15 protein-coding genes are annotated in these 23,386 nt (G+C 39.7%); 11 read left to right on the forward strand and 4 right to left on the reverse strand.

Features of this window, described 5'->3' with window-relative positions; all coding sequences use genetic code 11:
• Positions 1-249: 249 nt before the first annotated feature.
• From CDC33_RS17485 to CDC33_RS17495, 3 genes are read right to left on the reverse strand one after another with little or no spacing between them, the layout of a single operon-like run.
• Positions 250-2,607, reverse strand: a complete 2,358-nt coding sequence (locus CDC33_RS17485) for a CHASE2 domain-containing protein (protein WP_244919258.1) — start codon at positions 2,605-2,607, stop codon at positions 250-252.
• Positions 2,608-2,648: 41 nt separating this feature from the next.
• Positions 2,649-3,566 carry a DUF1822 family protein gene (locus tag CDC33_RS17490; protein WP_109009555.1) on the reverse strand — a complete coding sequence of 306 codons (918 nt, stop codon included), beginning with the start codon at positions 3,564-3,566 and terminating at the stop codon, positions 2,649-2,651.
• Between the two features lie 49 nt (positions 3,567-3,615).
• Positions 3,616-4,269: a hypothetical protein gene (locus tag CDC33_RS17495; RefSeq protein ID WP_109009556.1), complete on the reverse strand. Its 654-nt coding sequence runs from the start codon at positions 4,267-4,269 to the stop codon at positions 3,616-3,618.
• A gap of 436 nt (positions 4,270-4,705) precedes the next feature.
• Between CDC33_RS17495 and CDC33_RS17500 the strand changes: the two genes are divergently transcribed.
• The 6 genes from CDC33_RS17500 to CDC33_RS17520 all read left to right on the forward strand — a co-directional run bounded on the left by CDC33_RS17500 (position 4,706) and on the right by CDC33_RS17520 (position 14,817).
• On the forward strand, positions 4,706-6,526 hold the full coding sequence (locus tag CDC33_RS17500; RefSeq protein WP_109009557.1) for a ShlB/FhaC/HecB family hemolysin secretion/activation protein: 1,821 nt from the start codon (positions 4,706-4,708) through the stop codon (positions 6,524-6,526).
• A gap of 384 nt (positions 6,527-6,910) precedes the next feature.
• On the forward strand, positions 6,911-9,457 hold the full coding sequence (locus CDC33_RS17505; protein WP_109009558.1) for a CHAT domain-containing protein: 2,547 nt from the start codon (positions 6,911-6,913) through the stop codon (positions 9,455-9,457).
• 187 nt (positions 9,458-9,644) lie between these two features.
• Complete coding sequence (locus CDC33_RS17510) at positions 9,645-10,499, forward strand: DUF928 domain-containing protein (RefSeq protein WP_109009559.1); 855 nt, start codon at positions 9,645-9,647, stop codon at positions 10,497-10,499.
• Between the two features lie 10 nt (positions 10,500-10,509).
• On the forward strand, positions 10,510-10,692 hold the full coding sequence (locus CDC33_RS37855; RefSeq protein WP_146195832.1) for a hypothetical protein: 183 nt from the start codon (positions 10,510-10,512) through the stop codon (positions 10,690-10,692).
• Positions 10,682-13,519 (forward strand): CHASE2 domain-containing protein, encoded by a 2,838-nt coding sequence (locus CDC33_RS17515; RefSeq protein WP_109009560.1) that lies wholly within the window; start codon positions 10,682-10,684, stop codon positions 13,517-13,519. The genes CDC33_RS37855 and CDC33_RS17515 overlap by 11 nt, the downstream gene beginning before the upstream one ends.
• Positions 13,516-14,817 carry a hybrid sensor histidine kinase/response regulator gene (locus tag CDC33_RS17520; protein ID WP_109009561.1) on the forward strand — a complete coding sequence of 434 codons (1,302 nt, stop codon included), beginning with the start codon at positions 13,516-13,518 and terminating at the stop codon, positions 14,815-14,817. Before CDC33_RS17515 ends, CDC33_RS17520 begins: the two co-directional genes overlap by 4 nt.
• A gap of 158 nt (positions 14,818-14,975) precedes the next feature.
• Here the strand turns inward: CDC33_RS17520 and CDC33_RS17525 are convergent, their stop codons facing one another.
• Positions 14,976-17,150 (reverse strand): GumC family protein, encoded by a 2,175-nt coding sequence (locus CDC33_RS17525; protein ID WP_109009562.1) that lies wholly within the window; start codon positions 17,148-17,150, stop codon positions 14,976-14,978.
• Between the two features lie 916 nt (positions 17,151-18,066).
• Here CDC33_RS17525 and CDC33_RS17530 point away from each other — a divergent pair.
• The 5 genes from CDC33_RS17530 (at position 18,067) to CDC33_RS17550 (ending at position 23,205) form a co-directional block, all read left to right on the forward strand.
• The gene (locus tag CDC33_RS17530; protein WP_109009563.1) at positions 18,067-19,416 is read left to right on the forward strand and encodes a glycosyltransferase family 4 protein; all 1,350 of its coding nucleotides are present in this window, start codon (positions 18,067-18,069) and stop codon (positions 19,414-19,416) included.
• 131 nt (positions 19,417-19,547) lie between these two features.
• Positions 19,548-19,985, forward strand: coding sequence for a hypothetical protein (locus CDC33_RS17535; protein WP_109009564.1), 438 nt, complete (start codon positions 19,548-19,550; stop codon positions 19,983-19,985).
• 128 nt (positions 19,986-20,113) lie between these two features.
• Positions 20,114-21,178: an NAD-dependent epimerase/dehydratase family protein gene (locus tag CDC33_RS17540; RefSeq protein WP_109009565.1), complete on the forward strand. Its 1,065-nt coding sequence runs from the start codon at positions 20,114-20,116 to the stop codon at positions 21,176-21,178.
• Between the two features lie 63 nt (positions 21,179-21,241).
• Positions 21,242-21,634 carry a GtrA family protein gene (locus CDC33_RS41685; RefSeq protein WP_219930042.1) on the forward strand — a complete coding sequence of 131 codons (393 nt, stop codon included), beginning with the start codon at positions 21,242-21,244 and terminating at the stop codon, positions 21,632-21,634.
• Positions 21,635-21,702: 68 nt separating this feature from the next.
• Entirely contained in the window at positions 21,703-23,205 is a 1,503-nt protein-coding gene (locus CDC33_RS17550; protein ID WP_109009567.1) for a glycosyltransferase, read from the forward strand.
• The last annotated feature ends 181 nt before the right edge of the window (positions 23,206-23,386 follow it).

The raw sequence follows: 23,386 nt of genomic DNA on the forward strand, positions 1-23,386 counted from the left end.
TTGATCCACTAGTAGGTGGATATAACCTATAAAATGCTTGATGTAATTTCCACTCAAATATATAATTTTGAGTGAAGCAAAGAATTGTAAATATTCTTTGTATTAATATAACTAGATTAAAAATCACAAATTATATATTTGTTTACAATGTTTGCAATTTTACATAGTGTTATTTTGAGCTTTTTAGCGTGTTAATACTGAATATAATAACATTATCAATGTAAATATATAAAAAGTTTCTTGCAAAAGTTATTGATTACGAATATCCCTAGACACAACTGCTACTTGTGTAGATATTAATGCCAATGCTGGTGGGATAAGTGGTATCCACCCTGCTTGAGTAAAAATCCCAAAACATATAGTAAATAATGAAAATAGCATTATTATCCCAGCTGCTCCCAGGCGTATAGGATGCCGAATATACCATGCTAAAATTCCTCCTAATAATGACCATGCCCATACCCAGAGTGCTTCAACCCAAGTCGGCCACCACCAAAGCAGAGGTCGATGATCTAAAACAGCACTAAGGATCTGGCTGCTCATGTGAGCTTGAACAAATACCCCTGGTATCAGCTTTTGATTTGACCCTGCTTTAGCACTATAAGGAGTTTGCCAGTAATCAGTAGTTGTTGGAGCAGTAACACCAATCAAAATAATCCGCCCCTTTAATAACTCGACTAATTCTGAATTAATTTTATTGTTAAGAACATCTCTGAGGGATACTTGTTGAGCAATGTTTTGAGGAGAAGAAAGCGAACGGTAATTTGCTAGTACTTGATAACCCAAGGCATCGATTCTTTGGTAGCCGCTAGTATGAGATTTTAATTGCTTAAATACGACATTGCCTATCTGCAAGTGATTTTGTGAGTTGATATATGACTTAATACCTTTAGCCTCTAAATAATGAAGCGCAATCTGGAGACTAAAAGCATATTCTGCTGCACAGGGAGATGTTAAAGGAGGTGTTAAATGCAAAAGCTGACGGCGAGCTATATCATTATCATCTGCAACAAAATCACTAAAGCTTTGGCGTTCTTCTGGAACTTCTGGCGGTGGAGGAGTGCCTTCTGGCGCACCGTCAGAAGCCGCAGAAACTTTGCATACGGTAAAAAGGCGTTTATCTTGTTGTAGTCTAGTTGCTAAATCTGCACTATTAGAGTCTACAGGGAAATCACGATAGATGTCTAAGCCAATAGTGTTTGGTTGATACTGATCTAGTTTTTTTAATAATTGTGCAAGTGCTTGGTCTGAGAGTGACCATCGCATATTCATATTCATGCGGTTTTGATACTGGATATCCGCTTCATCAATAGTGACAATTAGAAAACGCGAATCTGGTTTTTCCTCTGGCCGTAATCCCATCATGTGGTCGAAAGCTTTTAATTCTGATGCTTGCAATAACCCAAGCGATCGCACTCCCATTACCAAACCAGTAATAACTAAACTTGATAACAGTATTACTTTAATTCTACGCCACCGTAACTGCGCTTTAGTTCTATATTTATTTACTTGAGGCTTGCTAATTTCTGTTTGGGGATTTCTCAGAAAATCTTTCCAAGTCGGTGGCACTGCTGCTGGATTCTGACAAATTACAGGTAAGGAAACCGCACAAGGATATTTATCTTCAATACCATGTAATTTTTCCCTTGATTCTCGTACTGCTAAGTACATAGACTCACCACTGGAAAATTTTTTGAGGAAATTCTTTAAAAATTCTTGTGCTACTAAGTCTTGCACTGCCTCCCGCATAACGATAATTTGTGGTATGTGCAAGTCTTCTAATTGATGTGCTAGTCCTAGTCCATCACAAGAATTAAAAATCGCTAACTGCAACCCTTTGCTGACAGCTTTTAAAAGACCATACTTTAGTTCATCAATTGTCAAGCAATCTGTTTTATTAATATAAATATTGCCACTCTTACCATCCTCAAGGCTCTCACTATGACCTGCAAAAAATAAAATGTCCCAGTCTTGTTCCCAAATTTGTTCATTTAACTGGCTGCGCTGTGGTTCTACCAGAAAAGTTGTTTCTGCATCTGGTAACATCTCCAATAGCTCTCGATCTTTATCAATTAAGATTCCTTCACTATTACCCAGAATTGCTAAGATTTTTACCTTCCCTCTAATAATACTTGTCTTTGATTTTGCCAGATATTCATACTCTGGTGCGCTTAAGGCAACTTCTGCTTGAGAGTAATCCTCAAACAAATCCCATAAATTCCACGGGAGACGACGTAGCCAAATGTCACTCGTTTTGATTAGTACGCGAACTGTATCATCTAATGTTAGCTGTTTGAGTAATTTCTCTTTAAGTAGGCGAAACGAGTTACAGTTGAGCCAACTATTCATTTGCTGACCTAACTTTTCGTTTAACTCGCGGCATTTTTTAAGATGCTCACTAAGAGAACTTCCGACATGAATGTTCACAGGTGTAAGGCGAAAATTTGATAAACTGCGATAGGTTATTCGCCAAAGCTCATAATCTGCAATAATCTCTGGGTTTGGGGTCAGATAGCCTTGAACTTCTATACTGGCGCGATCGCCTTCTGCCCCAATTTCGAGTGTGACTTTTACTCCCTGGCTCAAATCACCATCTAGCTTCAACACAACCAACTTCTGCATGGGTAGGAATCAACCAATGTATGTGTTTAAACAACAAAATTTTCAATAATATTAGTATTTCCCAATTCTAAGTTAACGCTAAAACGTTCTCCTCTTTGAGCATTAAACTCTAGTGTTACATGAGTACTGCCACTTCTAGCCTGTGCTTCCATAACATTAGTACCTTTCTCATCTAACACTTTAATGATAAGATTGTTAGGTAAGTAGTCTTGCTGATTGGATGGATGCACCTGCAATTTCAGTTGGATTTCTATAGAATCTTTTGGCGTGAGTGTAACAACTAATGCCAGCGATCGCCCCGGAAGTTCTATCCCCATGTCAATCAGCTTACCCCGCGTCACTCCGTTTCGATAACGAAAAGCTAATTGTGGTGTTTTTGATGCTAAAATTTTTTCTATCGGCTGCCAACCTGCATCAATTACATTTTGTAACCAGTAACTCAACTTGACTTCCGTGGTCTTGCTTTCAAGTGAGTCAATATATGCAAGTAAATCCTCAATAGTCTGTAACTCATTAAATAAAAGTTCACCAGCTTTTACTGTTTTAGTAAACCCGATTAAAGTTGCTTGTTGATGTTCTATGTCTAGCTCAACTACAACTACGCCGATTCTATCATCCGGGACTTCTGGTGGAATATAGCAGAGATTACCAGGGCTTGCAGGGCGGCATTCTAAGTAACCCAATCCACTCAACTTGAGGTCTGCTACATCTGCATAATAGCGCATGGCAGAATTCCAACTATCGCTAGCCTTTGGGTCTGTGGCAATGTTCATCATTTCCATGTAATCATTTACCGCACATACAGCCAATGTATTAAGATATACCTGCTTTTTCTTTTCTGGTGTTACCTGTTCATCAGCAAAAAAGCCTGCTATCTTTAGTGCTGCTTGGGTAATAGCTACCGGAATAGATTTTTCTACTAAGTTTTTAGTGCTATGAATCATAAGTTTCCTTCCATTTTATAGATAACCTTCTACTTTAGATATCTCTGCCTTAATTCCAAATTTCGTGATACCCTTGCCTAAGAGCAAAATTCCGTAAGCGAGGTAAGCATTCACGTTTATAGAAGTTGGGCGCAGTTGATAGAGGTAAATTGAATTCCTCTGCAATGTTTTTCCAGGGAGTTTCTGGAGGTAGGCGTCGCAGGATTAATATTTGGCAAGTTACCTCAGGGCGTCCTTTAACATGGGTGCTAACTAAGTCATTGTCTGGATCTGTAAAAGCCCATTGGTAAGTCTCTTCCAAAATTGGTGGAATATCAGCTGCTGCTGGCAAGTTTTCGATTACTCCGGTTGTATTTTCAATTTCCAAGCTAAATAGGGGAATAGTCTTAGCTTGAATTTGGGCTTCTCTAGAGCGAAAATCTTGCAGTCGCCACTTGAGACAATTGTCGAGCCAGGTGATCACACTACAACTCTCCGGGTTATACTGCTCTGGGTTCCGGCAAAAATATAACCAAGTTTGTTGCAAAGCATCATTATAGTAAGGTGTGTTCTCTTTCCAGAGTTTGCCCGATTTCATTACAACTCTAACTATCTCACTAAGTTTTTGCCGCCGCATCAAACTTTTTGCTGGATGCGAACAAGCTTGAGCAACGAGATGTTGGAGTTGTAGGTTTAGATTGCTTACCGTGTGGACATTTGTCATAGAAAATCTCCTGATGAAATACTTGCAGAAGTAGTCTAGAGATGCCTCTGACTGTTTAAATTTCTAATACCCGAATCCATAACTTGATGTTTAATACCTAGATTATTAAAGCTTATTATCTAGTTATCAAACTCAAGTTCAAGTTTTTCGCAGAAATTCATAAAAAGTTTTCTGACCAGTATTCCATCGCGGGACTTAGACAAAATTAAATGTTGGGTTACTCTGCGGGACGGTATTGGGGTTACTTCTGGAAAAAACCAGTATTTCTCCTGACGGCAGTTGTAAAAAATACAGCGAATATTTATATGAAATGATATAACACCCGTTACATTCAAGTATCGGGGCTTAATTAGATAACTAGTCATGCAACATAAATTATCTAATTAGGTAAGGGAATTATTAATAGTGAAATGTCTTAAAAAGTGGCTAAGTGTTTATGCGTATATATTTAAATATGAAGAAAGAATCAATAATTAAGTATACGCAAAAACAGCAACTGATTCGTAAACTTCGCATAGCAACACTAAAACCTTTAACATTCGGCTTTGTTGTAGCAGCAGTATTGTGCAACTATGATCGGATGATGTCTACAAAGGGCTGCGCCTACGCCCAAACTTCTAATCCTCAAAGGTTACCGCCTGGCCGGATAGAAGATAGCCCTGTTATTCCCTTACCTCCGGATATACTACCACAGCCATCAGATCAGAATCAATTACTTCCTTCGCCACAACTACCCGATCAGCCAACTATAGGAGAGGATGATTCTAATGCCAAATTCCGAGTTGATCGCATTGAAGTTGTTGGCAGTACAGTTTTTCAACCAAAAGATTTTGCCGCGATTACGGCTCCCTTTGTGGGACGGGAAGTATCGTTTGCAGAATTGTTGCAAGTCAAAGATGCCATTAGCAAGCTTTACACTGATAACGGCTATGTAACTACTGGCGCTCTAATTACACCGCAGACATTAGAAGCTGGAGTCATTAAAATTCAGGTAGTCGAAGGCAGTTTGCAAGAAATTAAAATCGTTGGCAATCGGCGATTGCGTAGTCAATATATTCGCGATCGCATCCGGCTCGGTGCTGGTCAACCCCTGAATGTACCGCACTTAATAGAAAAACTGCAACTGCTTCGCCTTGATCCGCGCATTCAAAACCTATCAGCTGAGTTGCAGATGGGTGTACGTCCCGGAACCAATATATTGCAAGTCGAGGTTAAAGAAGCCGATACTTTTTCGCTGACAACAACTTTAGATAATGGGCGATCGCCTAGTGTTGGCAGTTTTCGCCGGGGTGTGAATCTGCAAGAAGCCAATCTACTGGGCTTTGGTGATACTCTCAGTGTAGGATACGCCAATACCGATGGCAGTAATACAATCAATCTGAATTATACACTGCCAATTAATGCTCGCAATGGCACTGTATCCTTTGGTTTTAACCAAGGGTGGAACCGCGTAATTGAAAAACCATTCAGCGTCCTTGATATTCAGTCAAACAGTAGGTCTTACGAATTCGGTTATCGGCAACCATTAGTGCAAAAGTCAACTCAGGAATTAGCAGTGGGGCTATCCTTCTCACGCCAAGAAAGCCAAACAGAGTTAGGTCTTGATAATATTGGTGGGTTTCCTTTATCGCCCGGTGCAGATACCAACGGAAAAACTAAGATTTCCGCCCTACGTTTTATCCAAGAGTATACCCAACGCAGCAATAAACAAGTTTTTGCAGCGCGATCGCAATTTAGCATCGGGGTAGATTGGTTCGATGCCAATGTCAATAAAGATGCCCCAGATAGCCGCTTTTTTGCTTGGCGAGGACAGGCGCAGTGGGTGCGGCAATTCGCACCAGACACTCTGTTATTAGTTAGAGGTGATTTACAACTAGCAGCAGATTCCCTCGTACCTTTAGAGCAATTTGGTCTTGGTGGACAGCTAAGTGTCCGGGGTTATCGCCAGGATGCATTACTAACAGACAATGGTATGTTGTTTTCGGCTGAATTTCGATTGCCGATTGTGCGTGCTTCTAAGCTTGGAGGAGTGCTACAACTGACACCATTTATTGACGTGGGCAAAGGCTGGAATAGCAAGGGCGACAATCCATCATCTAGTACGTTGGTAGGTACTGGGCTAGGACTGCTATGGCAACAGAGCGATAAATTCTCAGCTAGGCTGGATTGGGGCATTCCCCTGATATCGGTAGACGGTGAAAAGCGATCGCTCCAAGAGAATGGGCTATACTTCTCACTCAGCTATTCACCGTTTTAAACAGATTGCAATCAGCTTTCTACCTTTTAAAATCGATGCCATTGAGGGAATACTAAGTTTGCACCATAAATAGAAACTAGTTTATGAAAGTAATTTCTCTTTGGTTAGATTTGGTTAATCACATATTGGCAAGTGTCATGCTGCTGTCATTAAGAATTATCTTCTTTGGGAACAGCCATGCTAAATACATTGTTGCTGGGTGAGAGGATTTTATATACCACTTGTGGTGCAATGTTGTTTTCATACCACTACTTATATTGTATGTGAATCCTCCCTCAACTGATAGCTGGCATTATAAGTTGGGCATTATACATATAGTCATTTTCTAAACACTTGTGCTGTGACTAATTTTCAAACTAACTGCTCAATAATAAATAATTATTTATGGCTTTCCGAATTAAACAAACTCGTTGGCTATATGCCAGCCTGAGCATTTTAAGTTTGTGTTTAGCATTTACCATTACACCTGTAAAAGCATCTTCACCAATAACAACCTCTGTTCTCGCTTCTGCCCAACCTGTTAACAGCCTAGAACAAGGACGAAACTTTTACCAATTGGGAAGTTTTGCAGAAGCTATCAAGGTTTGGCAAACGGCAGCACAACAGTATCATAATCAAGGCGATCGCACCAACGAAGCTCTAAGTTTAAGTTACCTCTCATTGGCACAACAAGAACTAAACCAATGGGAAGTAGCTAAACAATCTATCGAAGAAAGTATAAAAATTTTGCAAACGGTTAGACCGTCTGCCGATACGATTATCTGGGCGCAAATACTGAATACTCAAGGAAATTTACAACTACATACAGACAAAACTGAAGCCGCCTTAGAAACTTGGCAACAAGCTCAAAAATATTATGAGCAAGCAGGCGATAAAATGGGCAGCATAGGCAGTCAAATTAACCAGGCACAAGCTTTACAAACTTTAGGATTTTATCGCCGCTCGAAACAACAATTGGAGGTGTTAACGCAAAACTTAGCAGCAATGCCAGATTCGGAAATCAAAGTTAGTGGGTTGCGATCGCTAGGTTTAGCTTTGCAGGCGATCGGTGATAATAAAAGCCAGCAAGTTTTAGAACAAAGTTTAGCCACAGCGAACAAAATTGTCGCTAAAACTCAGTTAAGTTCTATTCTTTCGAGTCTAGGGAAAGTTGCCTCTGACTTACTCGATCCAGAAGCAGCATTAAATTATTTTGAAGATGCCCAAACAGCAGCTACGAACCCGAATGAAGCTTTACAAGCGCGTTTAGCTCGTTTCAAATTATTGGTAGATTATAACAAACTAGAATATGCAATTCCCCTCGCGCCTCAATTACGACAACAGTTGTCAGAACTAGCACCCAGTCATAGTTCCCTTAATGCAGCGATTAATTTTGTAGCAACCTTGAATCGCTTAGAAAACCCCGATCAAGTTTTACCAAGTAAAGATTTGGCACAACTCATGGCAGACACAGTTAAGTCTGCCCAAAAAATTCAGGATGCAACCGCTCAAGCCTATGCACTGTATCAGTGGGCACAACTCTATGGTCGCAAAAAACAGTGGTCTGAGGCAAAGGAATTAGCCGAGAAATCCCTCAATATTGCTCGTCAACTCCAAGCTGACGATCTGATTGCTCAATCAGCATGGCAGGTCGGAAAGTTGTATAAGCAACAAGGCGATCGCTCCAAAGCAATTACAGCCTATACAGAAGCAGTTAAGTCATTAAAGGCACTGCGAGGCGATATGGTTGCTGTTAACCCCGATGTCCAATTTTCTTTCCGCGAAAGTGTGGAGCCTGTGTATCGGGAACTGGTGGGTTTACTTCTCGATGAGCAACCAACCCAGGCCGCATTGATGCAAGCGCGTGAATTGATTGAGTCACTCCAAATCGCCGAACTTGATAACTTTTTCCGCGAAGCTTGTTTAGATAAAGCCCAGCAGATTGACGAAGTTGACCCCACAGCAACAGTTATTTATCCGATTATCTTAAGCGATCGCTTAGGAGTAATTCTCGCTCACGCTGGACAACCACTGCGTTATTATGTCACTCAAAAATCTCAAGCTGAAATTGAGCAAACTTTAGATAAATTTCTAGTTGCTCTCAACCCAGTTTCAGACTCAAAAGTTCGGGATCAATTGTCCCAGCAGATTTATGACTGGCTGATTCAAAAAGCAGAAGTAGATCAAGCATTCATTGATACTAAGACACTAGTATTTGTTTTGGATGGTCGATTGCGGAACATTCCAATGGCAGCCCTGTATGACGGTAATCGATATCTAATTGAGAAGTATGCTGTGGCGCTCTCACCAGGATTGCAACTAATGGCGGCGCGATCGCTCTCTTCAAACCACATTGATGCGATTATCGGTGGTATTAGCCAATCTCGTGCTGGTTTTAGTGCCTTGCCATCTGTGGAATCAGAAGTAAAGGAAATTTCCCAAACGGTGCCATCTTCGATGTTACTGAACGAAAAATTTACAAGTCTTGCCCTGGCGGCTCATGTCAAATCAAGTAAGGCCAATGTTATTCATCTAGCAACCCACGGGCAATTTAGCTCTCGTCTCGAAAATACCTTTTTACTTACGTGGGATGGAGAACTTAATGTGAAGGAGCTATCCGAACTTCTCAAAAATCGTAGTGGTGATTCATCAAAAGCGATCGAATTATTAGTATTGAGTGCCTGCGATACTGCAACAGGAGACAATCACGCTGTTCTTGGACTAGCAGGCTTGGCTGTTAAATCCGGTGCGCGTTCCACCATTGCCACACTTTGGCCAGTCAAAGATAAGGCAGCCCAAATGCTCATGACTCGCTTCTATGACCAACTACGGCTACCCAGAATAACCAAAGCTGAAGCACTACGGCAAGCACAAATTAACCTGATTCGCCAAACTGATTTCCATGATCCGTTCTTTTGGTCTGCCTTTGTTTTAGTTGGAAACTGGCTGTAATTACGTAATATTCCTGGCTGTATATACACAAAAAAAACATCTACTTTATGGAACTTCAGCCTACATTGGTATATAAATGCTAGTAAGCTTCCCTGCCCTGGCTAGTGTTTAGAAATATTCCCTAACTTTTTAGCGCAGTGATTTCATGTATTTTCTATCACTGTTTAATGAAATGAGGTCAAACACAATGAAACGTCGATATTTAACTAGTGCATTGAGCATCATTGCTCTGATAGCTAGCAGTACATGGGCTAGTGCCTATGCTGTAACATTTACCCCACCTGTCAAAAATGGCGCTCCAAGCCAAGCAACAGGAGGAGCGTCCCGTGGCAACCTGTTTACCCCAACCAAAGGTAACAGCGCCCCTAGACAAGCAACAGGAGGAGCGTCTCGTGGCAACCTGTTTACCCCAACCAAAGGTAATAGCGCTCCAAACCAAGCATCTGGAGGCGCTTCCCGCGTTGGTACTTACTACTTGAATCCTTCGACTGTAGCAGTAGGAGGGCCCGCAGCGCTAATCGCACTTCTGCCCCAAAGCTTTTATGGCACAACAGTGTCTGAACGCCCTACAATTTTGGTATACTTACCTACTTCTAATGCAGAAGAAGCTGTGTTCAGCCTCAAAGATGAAGCTGGCAATATACATTATCAAATGACCATTCCCGTTGCTCTTAAAGCTGGGGTGATCGCAGTCAAATTACCAGCTGATGCACCCGCTTTAGCAGTTGGTAAAAACTATCAGTGGTTTTTGGCACTGAAAGTGAACGGAACACTTGGCCCAAGTACACCTTACGTTGATGGTTGGATTCAGCGTATCCAGCCTACTGCTGAACTGGCAACAGCGATGCAGCAGAAAGATGCTTTAAAGCAAGCAGCAGCTTTCGGTAAAAACGGGGTCTGGTATGACTGTGTAGCAACAATGGCTGTGCTGCATACCGCCCAACCCAAAAATGCGGCTATTCTCAAGCAATGGGAGGAACTTCTTTCCTCAGTAAGCTTAAAGGATATTGCAACAGTTCCCTTTGTAACATCTGGGAATTAAGGACTGGGCAGTGGGAGCAGGGGAGGCAGGGGGCAGGGGGCAGGGAGCAAGGGAGAAGAGTTTTCCCCTCTTCCCAATGCCCAATGCCCAATGCCCAATGCCCAATCCCCAATTTCAGACAAGTGTTACTGGAGTAAAACTGACGAATACTAATCAATATTATTTAAGCCTCTGGCGAAATTATGTGGCGTAAATTCCAAGCTTTCATCCAACGCTCTCGCAGTGTTTTGATTATTAGTCCCAGCGTTGCTCTGACAGTTATTGTTGGGCAGTCTTTGGGACTTTTTAATTTGCCTGAGTGGAAACTTCGTGATGAATGGATACGACAGCGATGCCTTCCGGCAAGCCGCTTTGCGTCTACGCAAAATACAATAGCTGACAAAATTATAATTGTCACAGTTGATGAACAAGATATCCAATCAGTTGGTAAATGGCCAATTCCAGACTGGTCACTAGCACAATTACTAGAAAAAATCCAGGCGCAACAACCCCGCGCCATCGGTTTGGATCTCTATCGGGATTTACCCGAAGGCAGTGGATACGATCAACTTGTAAAAGTCTTCCGCAACAGTGCCAATTTAATAGGCGTTGAGAAAATTACCGGAGAGCATGTCAATCCGCCACCAGAATTGAAAAAACTCGGTCAAGTCGGATTAGCAGATTTGGTGTTGGATGGCGATCGCCATGTGCGTCGTGCCTTACTTACAGCAGTAGATGCCAAGGAAGAGGGAACAATTAAAGCAGGACTGGGAACTCTTGTAGCCCTCAAGTACCTTGAAGCCGAAAAAATAACTTTAGAATCCGTTGACGAAAAGCAGCAGAAGTTTCGCTTAGGTAATCAAATCTACCTACCATTACACAATCAAGAAGCAGGTTATTCTGATGCTGATGTCGGCGGCTATCAAATTTTGCTCAACTGGTACGGAACAGATGCGGCGTTTCGCACAGTTACGATGCGGGATGTGTTGGCAGGAAAAATTCCAGCAAACCTGATGCGCGATCGCATGGTATTTATTGGGTCAACTGCTGCCAGTACCAATGACTTTTTTAGCACACCCTTCAGTTCCTCCTTGGTTTCTGCCCAAAAACCTACACCAGGTGTTATTATCCATGCCAATATTGCCCATCAACTAGTAGAAGGAGCAAAAACAGGGAAAGCAAACCTGCATGGCATTTCTGGAATGGCTGTGTCGCTCTGGATTCTTTTATGCTCTTTTATCGGTTCTGGTGGTAGTTGGTATTTAGCTAGTGCCCGTACCCGGCGACAGATTCCAGGCGGCAAAATTCTTTGGGCAACCGTAGGCATCAGTGGCGCATTCATGGGTGGTGGTTACGGGATGTTTTTGCACGGTGTTCTGATTCCCATAACACCCGCCTTAGCTGCCTTCATCAGCAGCGTAGTTGCCACAACCAATGCCTATAAACAGCAGAAGTTAGAAGAAGCGAATCGGCAACTAGAAATTGCTAATAGTCAACTATTAGATTATTCCAAAACCTTAGAGTTCAAAGTTGAAGAACGAACTCATCAACTGCTAGAAGCAAAGCAAGCTGCTGATGCTGCTAACGAAGCAAAGAGCGAGTTTCTGGCCAATATGAGCCATGAGCTACGCACACCGCTTAATGGCATCCTTGGTTTTGCTCAGGTGCTTGAGGTATCGCCAAACATGACAGAGAAAAACCTAGAAGGAGTCAGCATTATCTACCAATGTGGCACACACCTTTTAATGCTAATCAATGACATTCTCGACCTTTCAAAAATTGAAGCTCGTAAATTAGAATTAGTTGCGACTAATGTACATCTGCCCACTTTCTTACATGGTGTCACCGAGATTTGCAGTATTCGAGCCAAGCAGAAAGGAATTGCATTTAACATTTTCATGGGCGATCGCCTCCCACTTGTTATTCAAGTAGATGAAAAGCGGCTCCGACAAGTGTTGATCAACTTATTAGGCAACGCTATCAAGTTTACAGACAATGGGAGCGTGACATTCAAAGTAGATGTACTGGAGACTGGGGACAAGGACAATCCCCAATCCCCAATCACTAAGATTCGCTTTCAAATTGAAGATACAGGTATTGGGATGTCACCAGACCAACTAGAGAAAATATTTTTAGCCTTTGAGCAAGTAGGTGAGGCTGGACGGAAATCTGAAGGTACTGGCTTGGGATTAGCAATCAGTCAAAGAATTGCAGCATTGATGGACAGCCAAATTCAAGTGCAGAGTTGCCAAGGTGAAGGTAGTCTATTTTGGTTGGATTTGACAGTAATAGTACCAGTTTCCCATGACTGGCAGCCAGTAAACATCCCCTCATCCCAGCAGAAAATCGTCGGTATTCGAGGTATTGCACCTCAAATTTTGATTGTCGATGACGATCGCAACCACCGTTCTATGTTGACCAGTATGCTACAAGAAATCGGCTGTCGAACCTTGGAAGCAAGCGACGGCAAACATGGGCTACAGATGGTAACTGAACATCAACCAGATGTGATTGTGCTTGATTTAGCCATGCCCAATATGGATGGCTTTGAGCTAATGCTTCAGTTACAACAGAATCCCCAAACTCGGATTATTCCGATTATTGTCTCTAGTGCCAGCGTATTTGAAGAAAATCGGCAACAAAGTTTACAGGCAGGAGCTACAGCATTCTTGCCTAAACCCCTGCAAATTGATGAACTATTTAATGCGCTGCATTCTGCCTTTGAGGCAGTAGCAAAGCGATCGCTACTAGAATTTGACTGGATCTATACTCAATCTAAACCTCAGCAATTATCTCCCAAGAATGAGCAAATAGATAATAGTAAATTGGTTTTGCCATCTCAGGATATTTTGCAACAACTCTATCATTTAGCAATGATGGGAGATATTCCAGCGATCGAGGGAATTATAGAAGAGCTAATCAAGCAAGACACTCAGTTAACTGCCTTCACAACTGAGTTGAGCAAACTCACTGCCAACTTTCAAACCGCAAAAATCCGTAAGTTCCTAAAATCATTTGTAGCAACGGAGTCACATCCATGATGACCGAATCTTTTTTGCAACCAATGCATATCCTGTTGGTGGACGATAATCCAAATAATCTTAAGGTTCTATCTGAAGCGATTCAGGGATGTGGTTGGAAAGCACTCATGGCAACCGATGGAGAGTCAGCGATCGAACAAACAGAATATGCCCATCCCGATCTGATTCTCCTGGATGTAATGATGCCAGGTTTGGATGGATTTGAAACTTGCCGCAGGCTGAAAGCCAATGCCATCACTCAGAATATTCCGGTCATTTTTATGACTGCCTTGACGGATGCCACAGACAAAGTGAAAGGGTTGGAAATTGGTGCAGTTGACTACATTACCAAACCCTTCCAACACGAAGAAGTAATTGCTCGATTAAAATTACACCTGAAAATCTCCCATCTCACCCGTACCTTAGAAGAAAGAGTGCAAGAACGTACCGCAGAATTATCCCAATCTCTACAACAATTACAACAAACCCAACTACAACTAATCCAGAGTGAGAAAATGTCCACACTTGGACAACTTGTTGCAGGCATAGGTCATGAGATTAATAACCCAATTGGTTTTATTAGTGGAAATTGCTTTCATATTGAGGAATATGTAAAGGATCTATTTCATTTGGTGAATCTACAACAGCAAAAGCTAGCACACCCAGATTTGGAAATTGAAGAACTTATTGAAGAAATTGACTTAGAATATATCACTGAAGATTTACCAAAAGTTCTCTTATCAATGCACCAGGGAATTGGTCGTCTTAAAGACATAAGCCTTTCTTTAAGAACCTTTGCTCGATCTGATATTTCATCTAAGGTAGAGTTTCAAATTCACGAAGGAATCAATAGCACCTTAATGTTATTAAAACACCGACTAAAAGACCAAGTAGACCGCCCTAAAATCGAGGTTTTCACACAATATGGTGAGTTGCCTCCAATTATTTGCTATCCCGGACAATTGAATCAAGTGCTTATGAATATTATTGCCAATGCAATTGATGCATTTGATGGTCTTCATCAAATGTACTCAGATGAGAAGATAGCCGCTTCCCATAACACCATTACGATTACTACATCGGTCGATCATCAGCAAAAAACTGTGACAATTTGCATTGAAGATAATGCTCTTGGTATGACTACCGAGGTGCAAGCTAAAATTTTTGAGCCATCTTTTACAACTAAACCTGTGGGTAAAGGAACTGGGCTAGGATTAGCTATTAGTCGCCAAATTATTGTCGATAAACACAATGGACAAATCAACTGCTTGTCAACCTCTGGTCAGGGAACAAAGTTTATTATTACTCTGCCAATTTAGTTTTTACGTGAGTTCGATTTGAAAAAAGCACAAAAAAAGGCTGGAAGTTTTAGGATGCAGGAGGAGTAGGGCAGTATGAAATCAACAATCGTGATTTTTCATTTTTCATAAATGATTTAGGATTTATAGTTAGCTAGTCGTCGTGCTGACGCGACTATTTACTTGCTAAGAAAACTATTGTTGGTACTTTTCTGAGCATTACCAACTATGCCTAATATATTCAATCGAGAAATTTTTAAGTTATCTAAAGCTACTTGTAGCATTGAGGAATTTGTTTTATTAATCCTAACTACTATTAAAAGTCCATCAGTATGGGGTGCTATCAGGCTAGCATCGGCTAATCCTACCAAGGAAGGGACATCATAAATCACTAAGTCAAAGCTGTTATGAAAATCTGCTATTAGTTGCTTCATTTTTTGAGATGAGAGCAACTTTGTAGGATCTGGTGGTATTGGCCCAGCAGTGATGACAGATAATTGGTTCATGGAAGGTAGTTGTCGTATTACTTCTGGCACTGGCAAGTTTGTAGAAATTAAATTACTTAATCCCCATAGATTATTTAAACCTGATAAATCGTGAATTGTGGGTTTACGAAAATCAGCATCTACAAGTAGGACTCGTTGCCCCATTGCTGTGGCTATTTGAGCTAGATGAAGAGCAACCGTAGACTTTCCATCACCATTCATAGCTGAACTAATAACTATGGAGCGAATTGGGCGATCGGAATTGAGTAGTTGAATATTGGTATAAAGTACCCGTAGGGCTTCTAAAAAGTTAGTTGAAGAATCACCATATTCTTGATCTGGTAAAACACTCAACTCAGCAATTCCTTGATAAAAATAGTTGGGTATATTTACTAAGGGACTCTTTTTATTAAAACTGCGGTTTTGGTTATTTTTAACTTGCTTTTCAAAAGGAATATTCCCTAACACTGGCTGTTTGAGTTTTGTTTTCAGTTCCTCAATAGTATGGTAAGTATTGTCTAACTTATCAATCAATATGACAATACCAATTGCTGAGAGTACGCTTGCAACTAATCCCAGGATAAAATTACGTTGGATATTAAAAGAAGAAACAGGAGTATTTGGCGTAGTCGGTGCTTGAAGTAATTGCCAACCAAGCTCTGTCTGGGATTTTTGAATTTGGATATTTTCGCGGGTTGATAAAAACCGATTTAAACTCTCATTTGCAATTTTTAATTTGCGCTGTAAGTCAGTGTACTGTCGATTTAAAATTGGCAGTTGGTTGCGGCGTTGTGCAAGTTCCCGTTCTGTTTTAGCCAGCTCTTGGCTTTGTACTTCTAAGGTCTGAAGTTGCGTTGTTACTTCTGCAAACTTTACACCCAATAAACGCTGCGCCTCTTGACGTAACAAAGGTAAAAGACTCGCTCGTTTCTCTTTCAATGTTTGGATGGTTGGATTCCTGTCCTGCAAACGGGTTGATTCTGTAGCAATCTGAACATCAAATTCGCGTATTTGAGTAATCAACTGTTGATATAATGGAGCACTATTAAGCATTGTCGTTGCTCCATCTTTTCCTTGTAGGATAGCCAAATTAGCACGAGCTTGAGCTAACTGTAGATCAATTGCTTGTCTTTTCTGAGATAATTCAACGGTTTGTGAACTAATTTGTGTTTCTTCGGTTTCGGGATCGTTAAAATTGTACTTTTGCCGGAAAAATTGTAACTCTTTTTGGAGTTGATCTACGCGGTTTTGTGTAAATATTAGTTGATTTTCAACAAACTTAAGCCCTTGGCGTAACTTAGTTTGCCTCCTGACTTGACTGTAGTCCAAATAATTCTCAGCAATTTGCTCTAGTACAAATTGAGTCTGCTTTTGATTACTACTTCCATAGCGGACTTGTATTATCTTTGTCTCACCTAACCGAGTAATCTTCAAAGATTCGAGAAGAGAATCATAGCTGATTCCTGGATAGGAAGCTTGTAACTTTTTAAGGGTGCTTCTCATCACTTCAGGACTCTTAAGAACCTGAATTTGACTTTCATAATCTAAACTAGACACCTGTGAGTTAGAGTCTTTTACGACATCAACAGCTTTGGTGTCATCATTTACAGGTTCCACTAATAGTTGAAAACTGCCTTCATATTCTGGAGGCTTCCGGTTGATCACCAAGTTAATCACTACAATTGTCATCATAGCAATTGTTACACCTGTCATGACTAGCGCTCGTCGCTGTAAAACACTTAGAAATTCTTGAAAGCTCCTGTCGTCTTTTTGTTCCTCAGTCCACGGAACAAGTTGATTTTGAGGATATGGAGGCACAGAATTATTACTGTGATTGGAACTGGAGGATTGAGAAGAAGAGTTCTCCATCATGTGCTTAATATTCGGTAATATACTGATCAGGATTAAGTAGAAAGGGTATTAAAAGCTTTAGTGAGGTAGCTTTGATATAAGCATTAATCTATTCTAAATAAGATATTTATTTGATAAAGTACGCTAAAATCCTCTTCCCTTCTGCGCTTCGGCTTGGTGCAATTGCTGATGACTAAATGCTTTGATGTTAACGCTATATTATCGCTCTCAGCGTCTTAACGCCAGTTACCCATCTACAGCGCTGGCTGAAGGGATGTAGGGAGAAAACAAAATGGCACTACTTACCTTCAGCATTGCTATTTGCTGTCTTATACCAACGACAAATAAATATTTATGCCCACTTACTTAGTCACACTTACACTTAACTTAGTTATTCAATAACTTGATAGCCAATAAAATAAACTTTTTATCGACAAATATTTATATCCACTTACTTAGTTATTCGGCTACTAAATGGCAATAATTTGATAGCTAATAACTTGATATTTGAGAACTTAATAACCGATAAAATATTTAGTTTATAAAGATTTAACTTAGATGTATTTTGAGAATATAAATTTTTAATGAACAACTTCGTTTAATGTTGAAACATGGTATTGTGAAAATCGAATCTTAAATTTAATGAACATTCATAGTGTAATATGCGTAATATTAAATTTAGTTTATTATGAATTTACTATCAATAAAGTAAATCTTTGGATATTTACTAAATTGGTATATTTGAATAGAGAGTTGTGATTCGAGAAAAAATGAATTTCATACTACAGTTAATTTGGATTAGTGCGGGATTGGCTATAGTTTCAACGGGTTTAAAGTTGGTTAAATTAATTTAATATTCAAAATGAATGGTTCGCTTTATTTTTCGTGACGTATTTAAAAAAACTTTATTTATTACAGACTTAGGACATAGCTTATGAGACTTAATGAATGGATTAATCAAAAATTTTTGCAATCCATTTCTACTCAATTAGATGCCAATAATCAATCTTCGGCAAAAGCTCAAAAATCAATTAAATTGTCTGTAGTTACCCAATTTTTTCCTCCAGATTATGCTGCAACAGGGCAGTTGATTGAAGAATTAGTGAAACAGTTAGGGAAGCAAGGGGTAGATATTGAAGTCTTTACAAGTCAGCCAGGATATGCATTTAGCTCTCATACGGCCCCAGCAGTTGAATGCACTGACCAAATCCGAATTCAGCGATCGCGCACTGCCCAACTTTGGCCGGGAAGAATTCGTGGGAAAGCTGTTAATGGTGTTTTATATACATTACGTGCTACTCTCTATCTCCTCAAAGCTTGGCGTCGTAACAATATCTTGTTACTAACTACAGCTCCGCCATTTTTACCAGTGATTGGATATCTGGCTTATATCTTATTCCGATTGCCCTATGTCTGCGTTCTATATGATTTATACCCTGATATTGCGATCGCATTAGGGGTAATTCCAAGGCGTAATTGGCTAGTCCGCTTGTGGCGTAGGATCAACAAACAGGTTTGGTTAAATTCTAAGGGGATTGTAGTACTTAGTCCAGCGATGAAACAAAAGATAGTAGCGCATTGCCCCGAAGTAGCTGATAAAATTTCGATAATTCACAGTTGGGCTAACCCAGAAGCGATCGTACCGATTGCCAAGCGAGAAAACTGGTTTGCTTGGAAGTACAACTTAGTTAACAAATTTACCGTACTTTATTCTGGCAATATGGGTCGCTGTCATGATATCAACACAATGCTGGAAGCTGCAAAAGAACTGCAAGATGAGCCAATTCAATTTGTTTGCATTGGTGCTGGTGCCAAACGCGATGAATTAATCATGGAAGTAGAGCGGTTAGGGCTGAACAATTTTACGTTTCTACCTTATCAAGATAAGCAAGTGCTACCTTATTCCTTAACAGCTTGCGATCTATCACTAGTAAGTGTAGATTCAGCTACAGAGGGTTTAGTTGTTCCCAGCAAACTATATTCAGCTTTAGCCTCTGGGCGACCAGTAGCAGTAATATGCTCCCAGACTTCATATCTTAGACAACTGATGGCTGAAGCAAATTGTGGTGGAACATTTGACAATGGAGATGGGCAAGGTTTAGCACAATTTATTCGCTTTCTGAATCGAGATCGACAGATAGGAGAGCAGATGGGCAAAGCAGGTCGCCAGTATTTGCGATCGCACTTCACGCCTAAGGTTATCTCTCAACAATACTTGCATGTTTTACAGCAGGCATTATTCTCTAATGAGATAAAAATTATGTCTCAAAGTGATGTGAAGTAAGTAGACATGTAGGAGTTAATTGAATATTTTTGCTGTATTTTTTAGGAGTTGGACTTCGATGGTCTTATTGATCTCAGTCCCTCCAATATAGCCTTCCTTGCTCATAGTTTTTGTCTATACAGGAGGTTAAATTGCAGAGAAGGTGTGATCGAAATCGGAAACGTTCCAAACGACGGGCTATTTATTGCCCCATTCATGGCTGTTATATCGATAGTGTCAGTCAAAAATATAAAATGTTTGCTGACAAAGCAGGTCAATTACAGCAACGAGGGATGAGCCGACGAAATGCATTGATGTTAATAGCGAACCAAACCGCAGTACCTATAGAAGGGGAATGGTTAGAAGCTTTTTGGTGTCAAGAGTGTCAACAGACAAAATGGTATTACGTTCGGCAAGGTGGCGATCGCACATATCAAATTTCACTTGCACCAGCAGAGCTTTGGCAACAAGTCGCAGGAGTAATAGATCCACACGGTAATCCCTCCGTTGGAGAGTTTACCCGCAGACAAGCAAAGATGCTTACTCACAACAGCATCAGATATTTTAACTGTGTCGGTCAGTACACTTAGTCTTAAATATATTTGGAAATTGTAAATAGGCTTTGCAATTTTTATACATTAATCTCTTTAAGATTTCAGGTTGATTTAAACACCTAATATCTGATTTTTTAATTTTGAAATTAATAGAGCATTTACTCATGAATATTGTTTTAATAACTGGTTCAGCAGGACTAATTGGTTCTGAAGCTGTAAGTTTTTTCTGTGAACGAGGCTTTGTTGTTGTCGGTATTGACAACAATATGCGTCAGGCATTTTTTGGTCAAGATGCTTCTACAGAATGGAATCGCGATCGCCTCATACATAAATATGGCGATCGTTATATTCACCATAATGTAGATATTCGCAATCATGAAGCTATCTCTAGAATTTTCCAGACTTATAGTAAAGATATTAGCCTAATTATTCATACAGCTGCCCAGCCCTCTCATGATTGGGCTGCCAATGAGCCTTACACTGATTTTACCGTTAATGCCAACGGCACCTTAGTTTTATTAGAGAATACCCGTCAAATATGTCCAAATGCGGTCTTCATTTTTTGCTCTACTAATAAAGTTTATGGAGACACACCTAATCGCTTACCACTAATTGAACAAGAACTACGCTGGGAAATTGAAGAAACTCACCCCTATAACCAGGGTATTGATGAAAACATGAGTATTGATAACACCAAACACTCATTATTTGGGACTTCTAAAGTAGCCGCAGATGTATTAGTGCAGGAATACGGACGCTATTTTGATATGAAAACTGCAAGTTTTCGGGGTGGGTGTTTAACAGGGCCAAGCCACTCTGGAACAAAGTTGCATGGCTTCTTATCCTATCTGATGAAATGTACAATGGCTGGGCATGCGTATCAAGTATATGGCTATAAAGGAAAGCAAGTTAGAGATAATATTCATAGCTATGATTTGGTGAATGCGTTCTACCATTTTTATCAAAACCCACGAGTTGCAGAAATATATAACATTGGGGGTAGCCGTTACAGTAATTGTTCAATGTTAGAGGCTATTCAACATTGTGAAGCGATTACAGAGAAAAAACTAGACTGGAGTTATATTGAATCCAATCGAATTGGAGACCATATTTGGTGGGTTAGTGATGTCAGTAAATTTCAAAATCACTATCCAGAATGGCAGTTAACTTATACTGTTCCAGATATTTTAAAAGAGATTTTTTCCCAGAATGTAAATCGTTGGCTTTGAAAGTTAAATTTTGATAAGTATTGAATATTTCCTACGAAATTGAAAATAATGCTAAAAAAACTTATGAGGAACCGAATAATTAGGTTCCTCATTTGCGGAATAATTACCGCAGCCTTCAATGTTTTACTCATGATGACTATTATTGAGGTATTAAAAATTGAACAACCTTTACATCGGAATATAGCAAATATTGTCTCAATTGAAATATCTCTGCTATTTAGTTTCTTTGTTTATCGCACCTGGGTTTGGCCAGAAGGTAAATGGAATTTTAGATATATTTGCTTAAAACAAATTCCTTTGTATCATGTTTCTTGTGGATTAGTGATAGCAATTAGGAGTTTAATTCTATTTCCCGTATTAGATTGGTTAGGTATTAGTTACACATTAAATACGTTAATTGGAATAATTATAGGTTCTGTTGTTAACTATATGTTTAGTGCGAAATTGGTATTTTAATTAAAACTACAAATATAAGAGCGGATTACTAAAATAGCTCTTGTTTCAATAAACCATCAAAAAATATCATGAGTAAAAGCCTTTTAATTACCGAAAAGCATAGCCAATCTGCAAAAATTCTTAGCATACGTGAACAGTATCGAGATCAGTATTGGTTAAAACGTGATCCAATTTATCAAGATAGGCTTCTCTGGCGAGCGCAATCATTCCGTCACATGGTACATTTACTACCAGAGCAAACTATCTTAGAAATTGGTTGTGGTCAATGCCTCTTTACTAAAGAACTATTAAAAGTTTCTCGTGAAGAAAACCCAATCACTGCTGTAACTTTCACTGACATTGCTAGACCAGATAACTTATCTCAATCTGTTGAATTCATCAATGCTTACTCTATTCCAGGCGAATTACAAGGAAAACGCTTCGATTTTATAGTTGCAATGGATATTTTAGATCAGCGTAATTGTCCCTGGCTTCTACAAAACGTTTATGAACTGCTTAAACCCGGCGGTCAGGTAATTTTTTATGAAAGTAATCCCTGGAATGTAGTTCTGAAATTCCGTCGTTTTATTTCCCAATTTTTTGGCAACAATGATCCTAGACGATTATTAAGCCGTCCTGAACTCTACGAATTAATTTCTGAAATTGGTTTTATTAGAGTATTTGCGATTTACAACGATTTTGTCTACGCACCATTGACACGACAACTAATATGGCTACTGCGTAACCTCTCAATTCTCTTAGAAAACCTCTCAGGTATTAAAACTTTAGCTGGAAACATTCTGATTCATGCACAAAAGCCTCCTCGTATAGTTGAGCGCCCTCAAATCTCCTTATGTGAGCATGAGCAGTTAAAAAAAGCTGTCTCTGTGGTTATTCCTTGTCATAATGAGGAAATGAATATTGGGCCGCTCATTACCGGGTTAAAAGTATTATTTGGCGACTATCTTCATGAAATTATTCCGGTTGATGATAACAGTCGGGACAATACCCGTGAAGTAATTAAAAAGCTGGCTAATGAGGATCAAATTATTAAACCCGTATTTCGTACACCACCTAATGGTGTAGGCAGAGCGCTTCAAGATGGCTATAAAGTAGCTACAGGTCGCTATATTTTAACAATGGATTGTGATTTTCAACATGTTTTGCCAGAAATACGTGATTTATTTGATGCAGCAGCTCAGGGATATGATGTTGTAGTAGGTAGCCGTTTTTCTCGTCATAGCGTTCTGCTAAATTACCCATTTCAAAAAATATTTGTTAATCGTGGCTTTCATTTTTTAGTTAGAATTTTGTTTCTTCGCAATATCCGCGATTTAACAAACAACCTTAAAATCATGCGGCGAGAAGCAGTTGAGAAAATGGAATTTACACAACCAGGCTTTGCTATTAATGCTGAAACAGGTTTAATACCCCTATCAATGGGTTATTCAATTAAAGAAGTTCCCATTTCTTGGATTAATCGTACTCCAGACATGGGAGTATCTTCATTCCGTTTAATAAAAGTTGGTGGAGGGTATTGGCAAGTTATACTCAACCTTTGGTTGAAAAACATATTAGGTTTTAAAAAATGATTGCTTCATCAATCATGTTTATAATTACCTTATAAAATGTAGAGAGCAGATAATTATTATCGCCTATATTATTCTGCTTTCTATAAATTATAGAGTTTAATTATAATATTTAATAATTGCAATTTTGAATCAAACTCAATTTAGCTTATTTTGCCTTCTAAAAAGATAAAATTTATCTTAC

The organism is Nostoc commune NIES-4072, assembly GCF_003113895.1.
Classification (GTDB): domain Bacteria; phylum Cyanobacteriota; class Cyanobacteriia; order Cyanobacteriales; family Nostocaceae; genus Nostoc; species Nostoc commune.

Coding starts and splice junctions, on each gene's coding strand:
- CDC33_RS17490 (WP_109009555.1), bottom strand. CDS start 3,566: ATGATTCATAGCACTAAAAACTTAGTAGAAAAATCTATTCCGGTAGCT.
- CDC33_RS17495 (WP_109009556.1), bottom strand. CDS start 4,269: ATGACAAATGTCCACACGGTAAGCAATCTAAACCTACAACTCCAACAT.
- CDC33_RS17500 (WP_109009557.1), top strand. CDS start 4,706: ATGCGTATATATTTAAATATGAAGAAAGAATCAATAATTAAGTATACG.
- CDC33_RS17505 (WP_109009558.1), top strand. CDS start 6,911: ATGGCTTTCCGAATTAAACAAACTCGTTGGCTATATGCCAGCCTGAGC.
- CDC33_RS17510 (WP_109009559.1), top strand. CDS start 9,645: ATGAAACGTCGATATTTAACTAGTGCATTGAGCATCATTGCTCTGATA.
- CDC33_RS17515 (WP_109009560.1), top strand. CDS start 10,682: ATGTGGCGTAAATTCCAAGCTTTCATCCAACGCTCTCGCAGTGTTTTG.
- CDC33_RS17520 (WP_109009561.1), top strand. CDS start 13,516: ATGATGACCGAATCTTTTTTGCAACCAATGCATATCCTGTTGGTGGAC.
- CDC33_RS17525 (WP_109009562.1), bottom strand. CDS start 17,150: ATGGAGAACTCTTCTTCTCAATCCTCCAGTTCCAATCACAGTAATAAT.
- CDC33_RS17530 (WP_109009563.1), top strand. CDS start 18,067: ATGAGACTTAATGAATGGATTAATCAAAAATTTTTGCAATCCATTTCT.
- CDC33_RS17540 (WP_109009565.1), top strand. CDS start 20,114: ATGAATATTGTTTTAATAACTGGTTCAGCAGGACTAATTGGTTCTGAA.
- CDC33_RS41685 (WP_219930042.1), top strand. CDS start 21,242: ATGAGGAACCGAATAATTAGGTTCCTCATTTGCGGAATAATTACCGCA.
- CDC33_RS17550 (WP_109009567.1), top strand. CDS start 21,703: ATGAGTAAAAGCCTTTTAATTACCGAAAAGCATAGCCAATCTGCAAAA.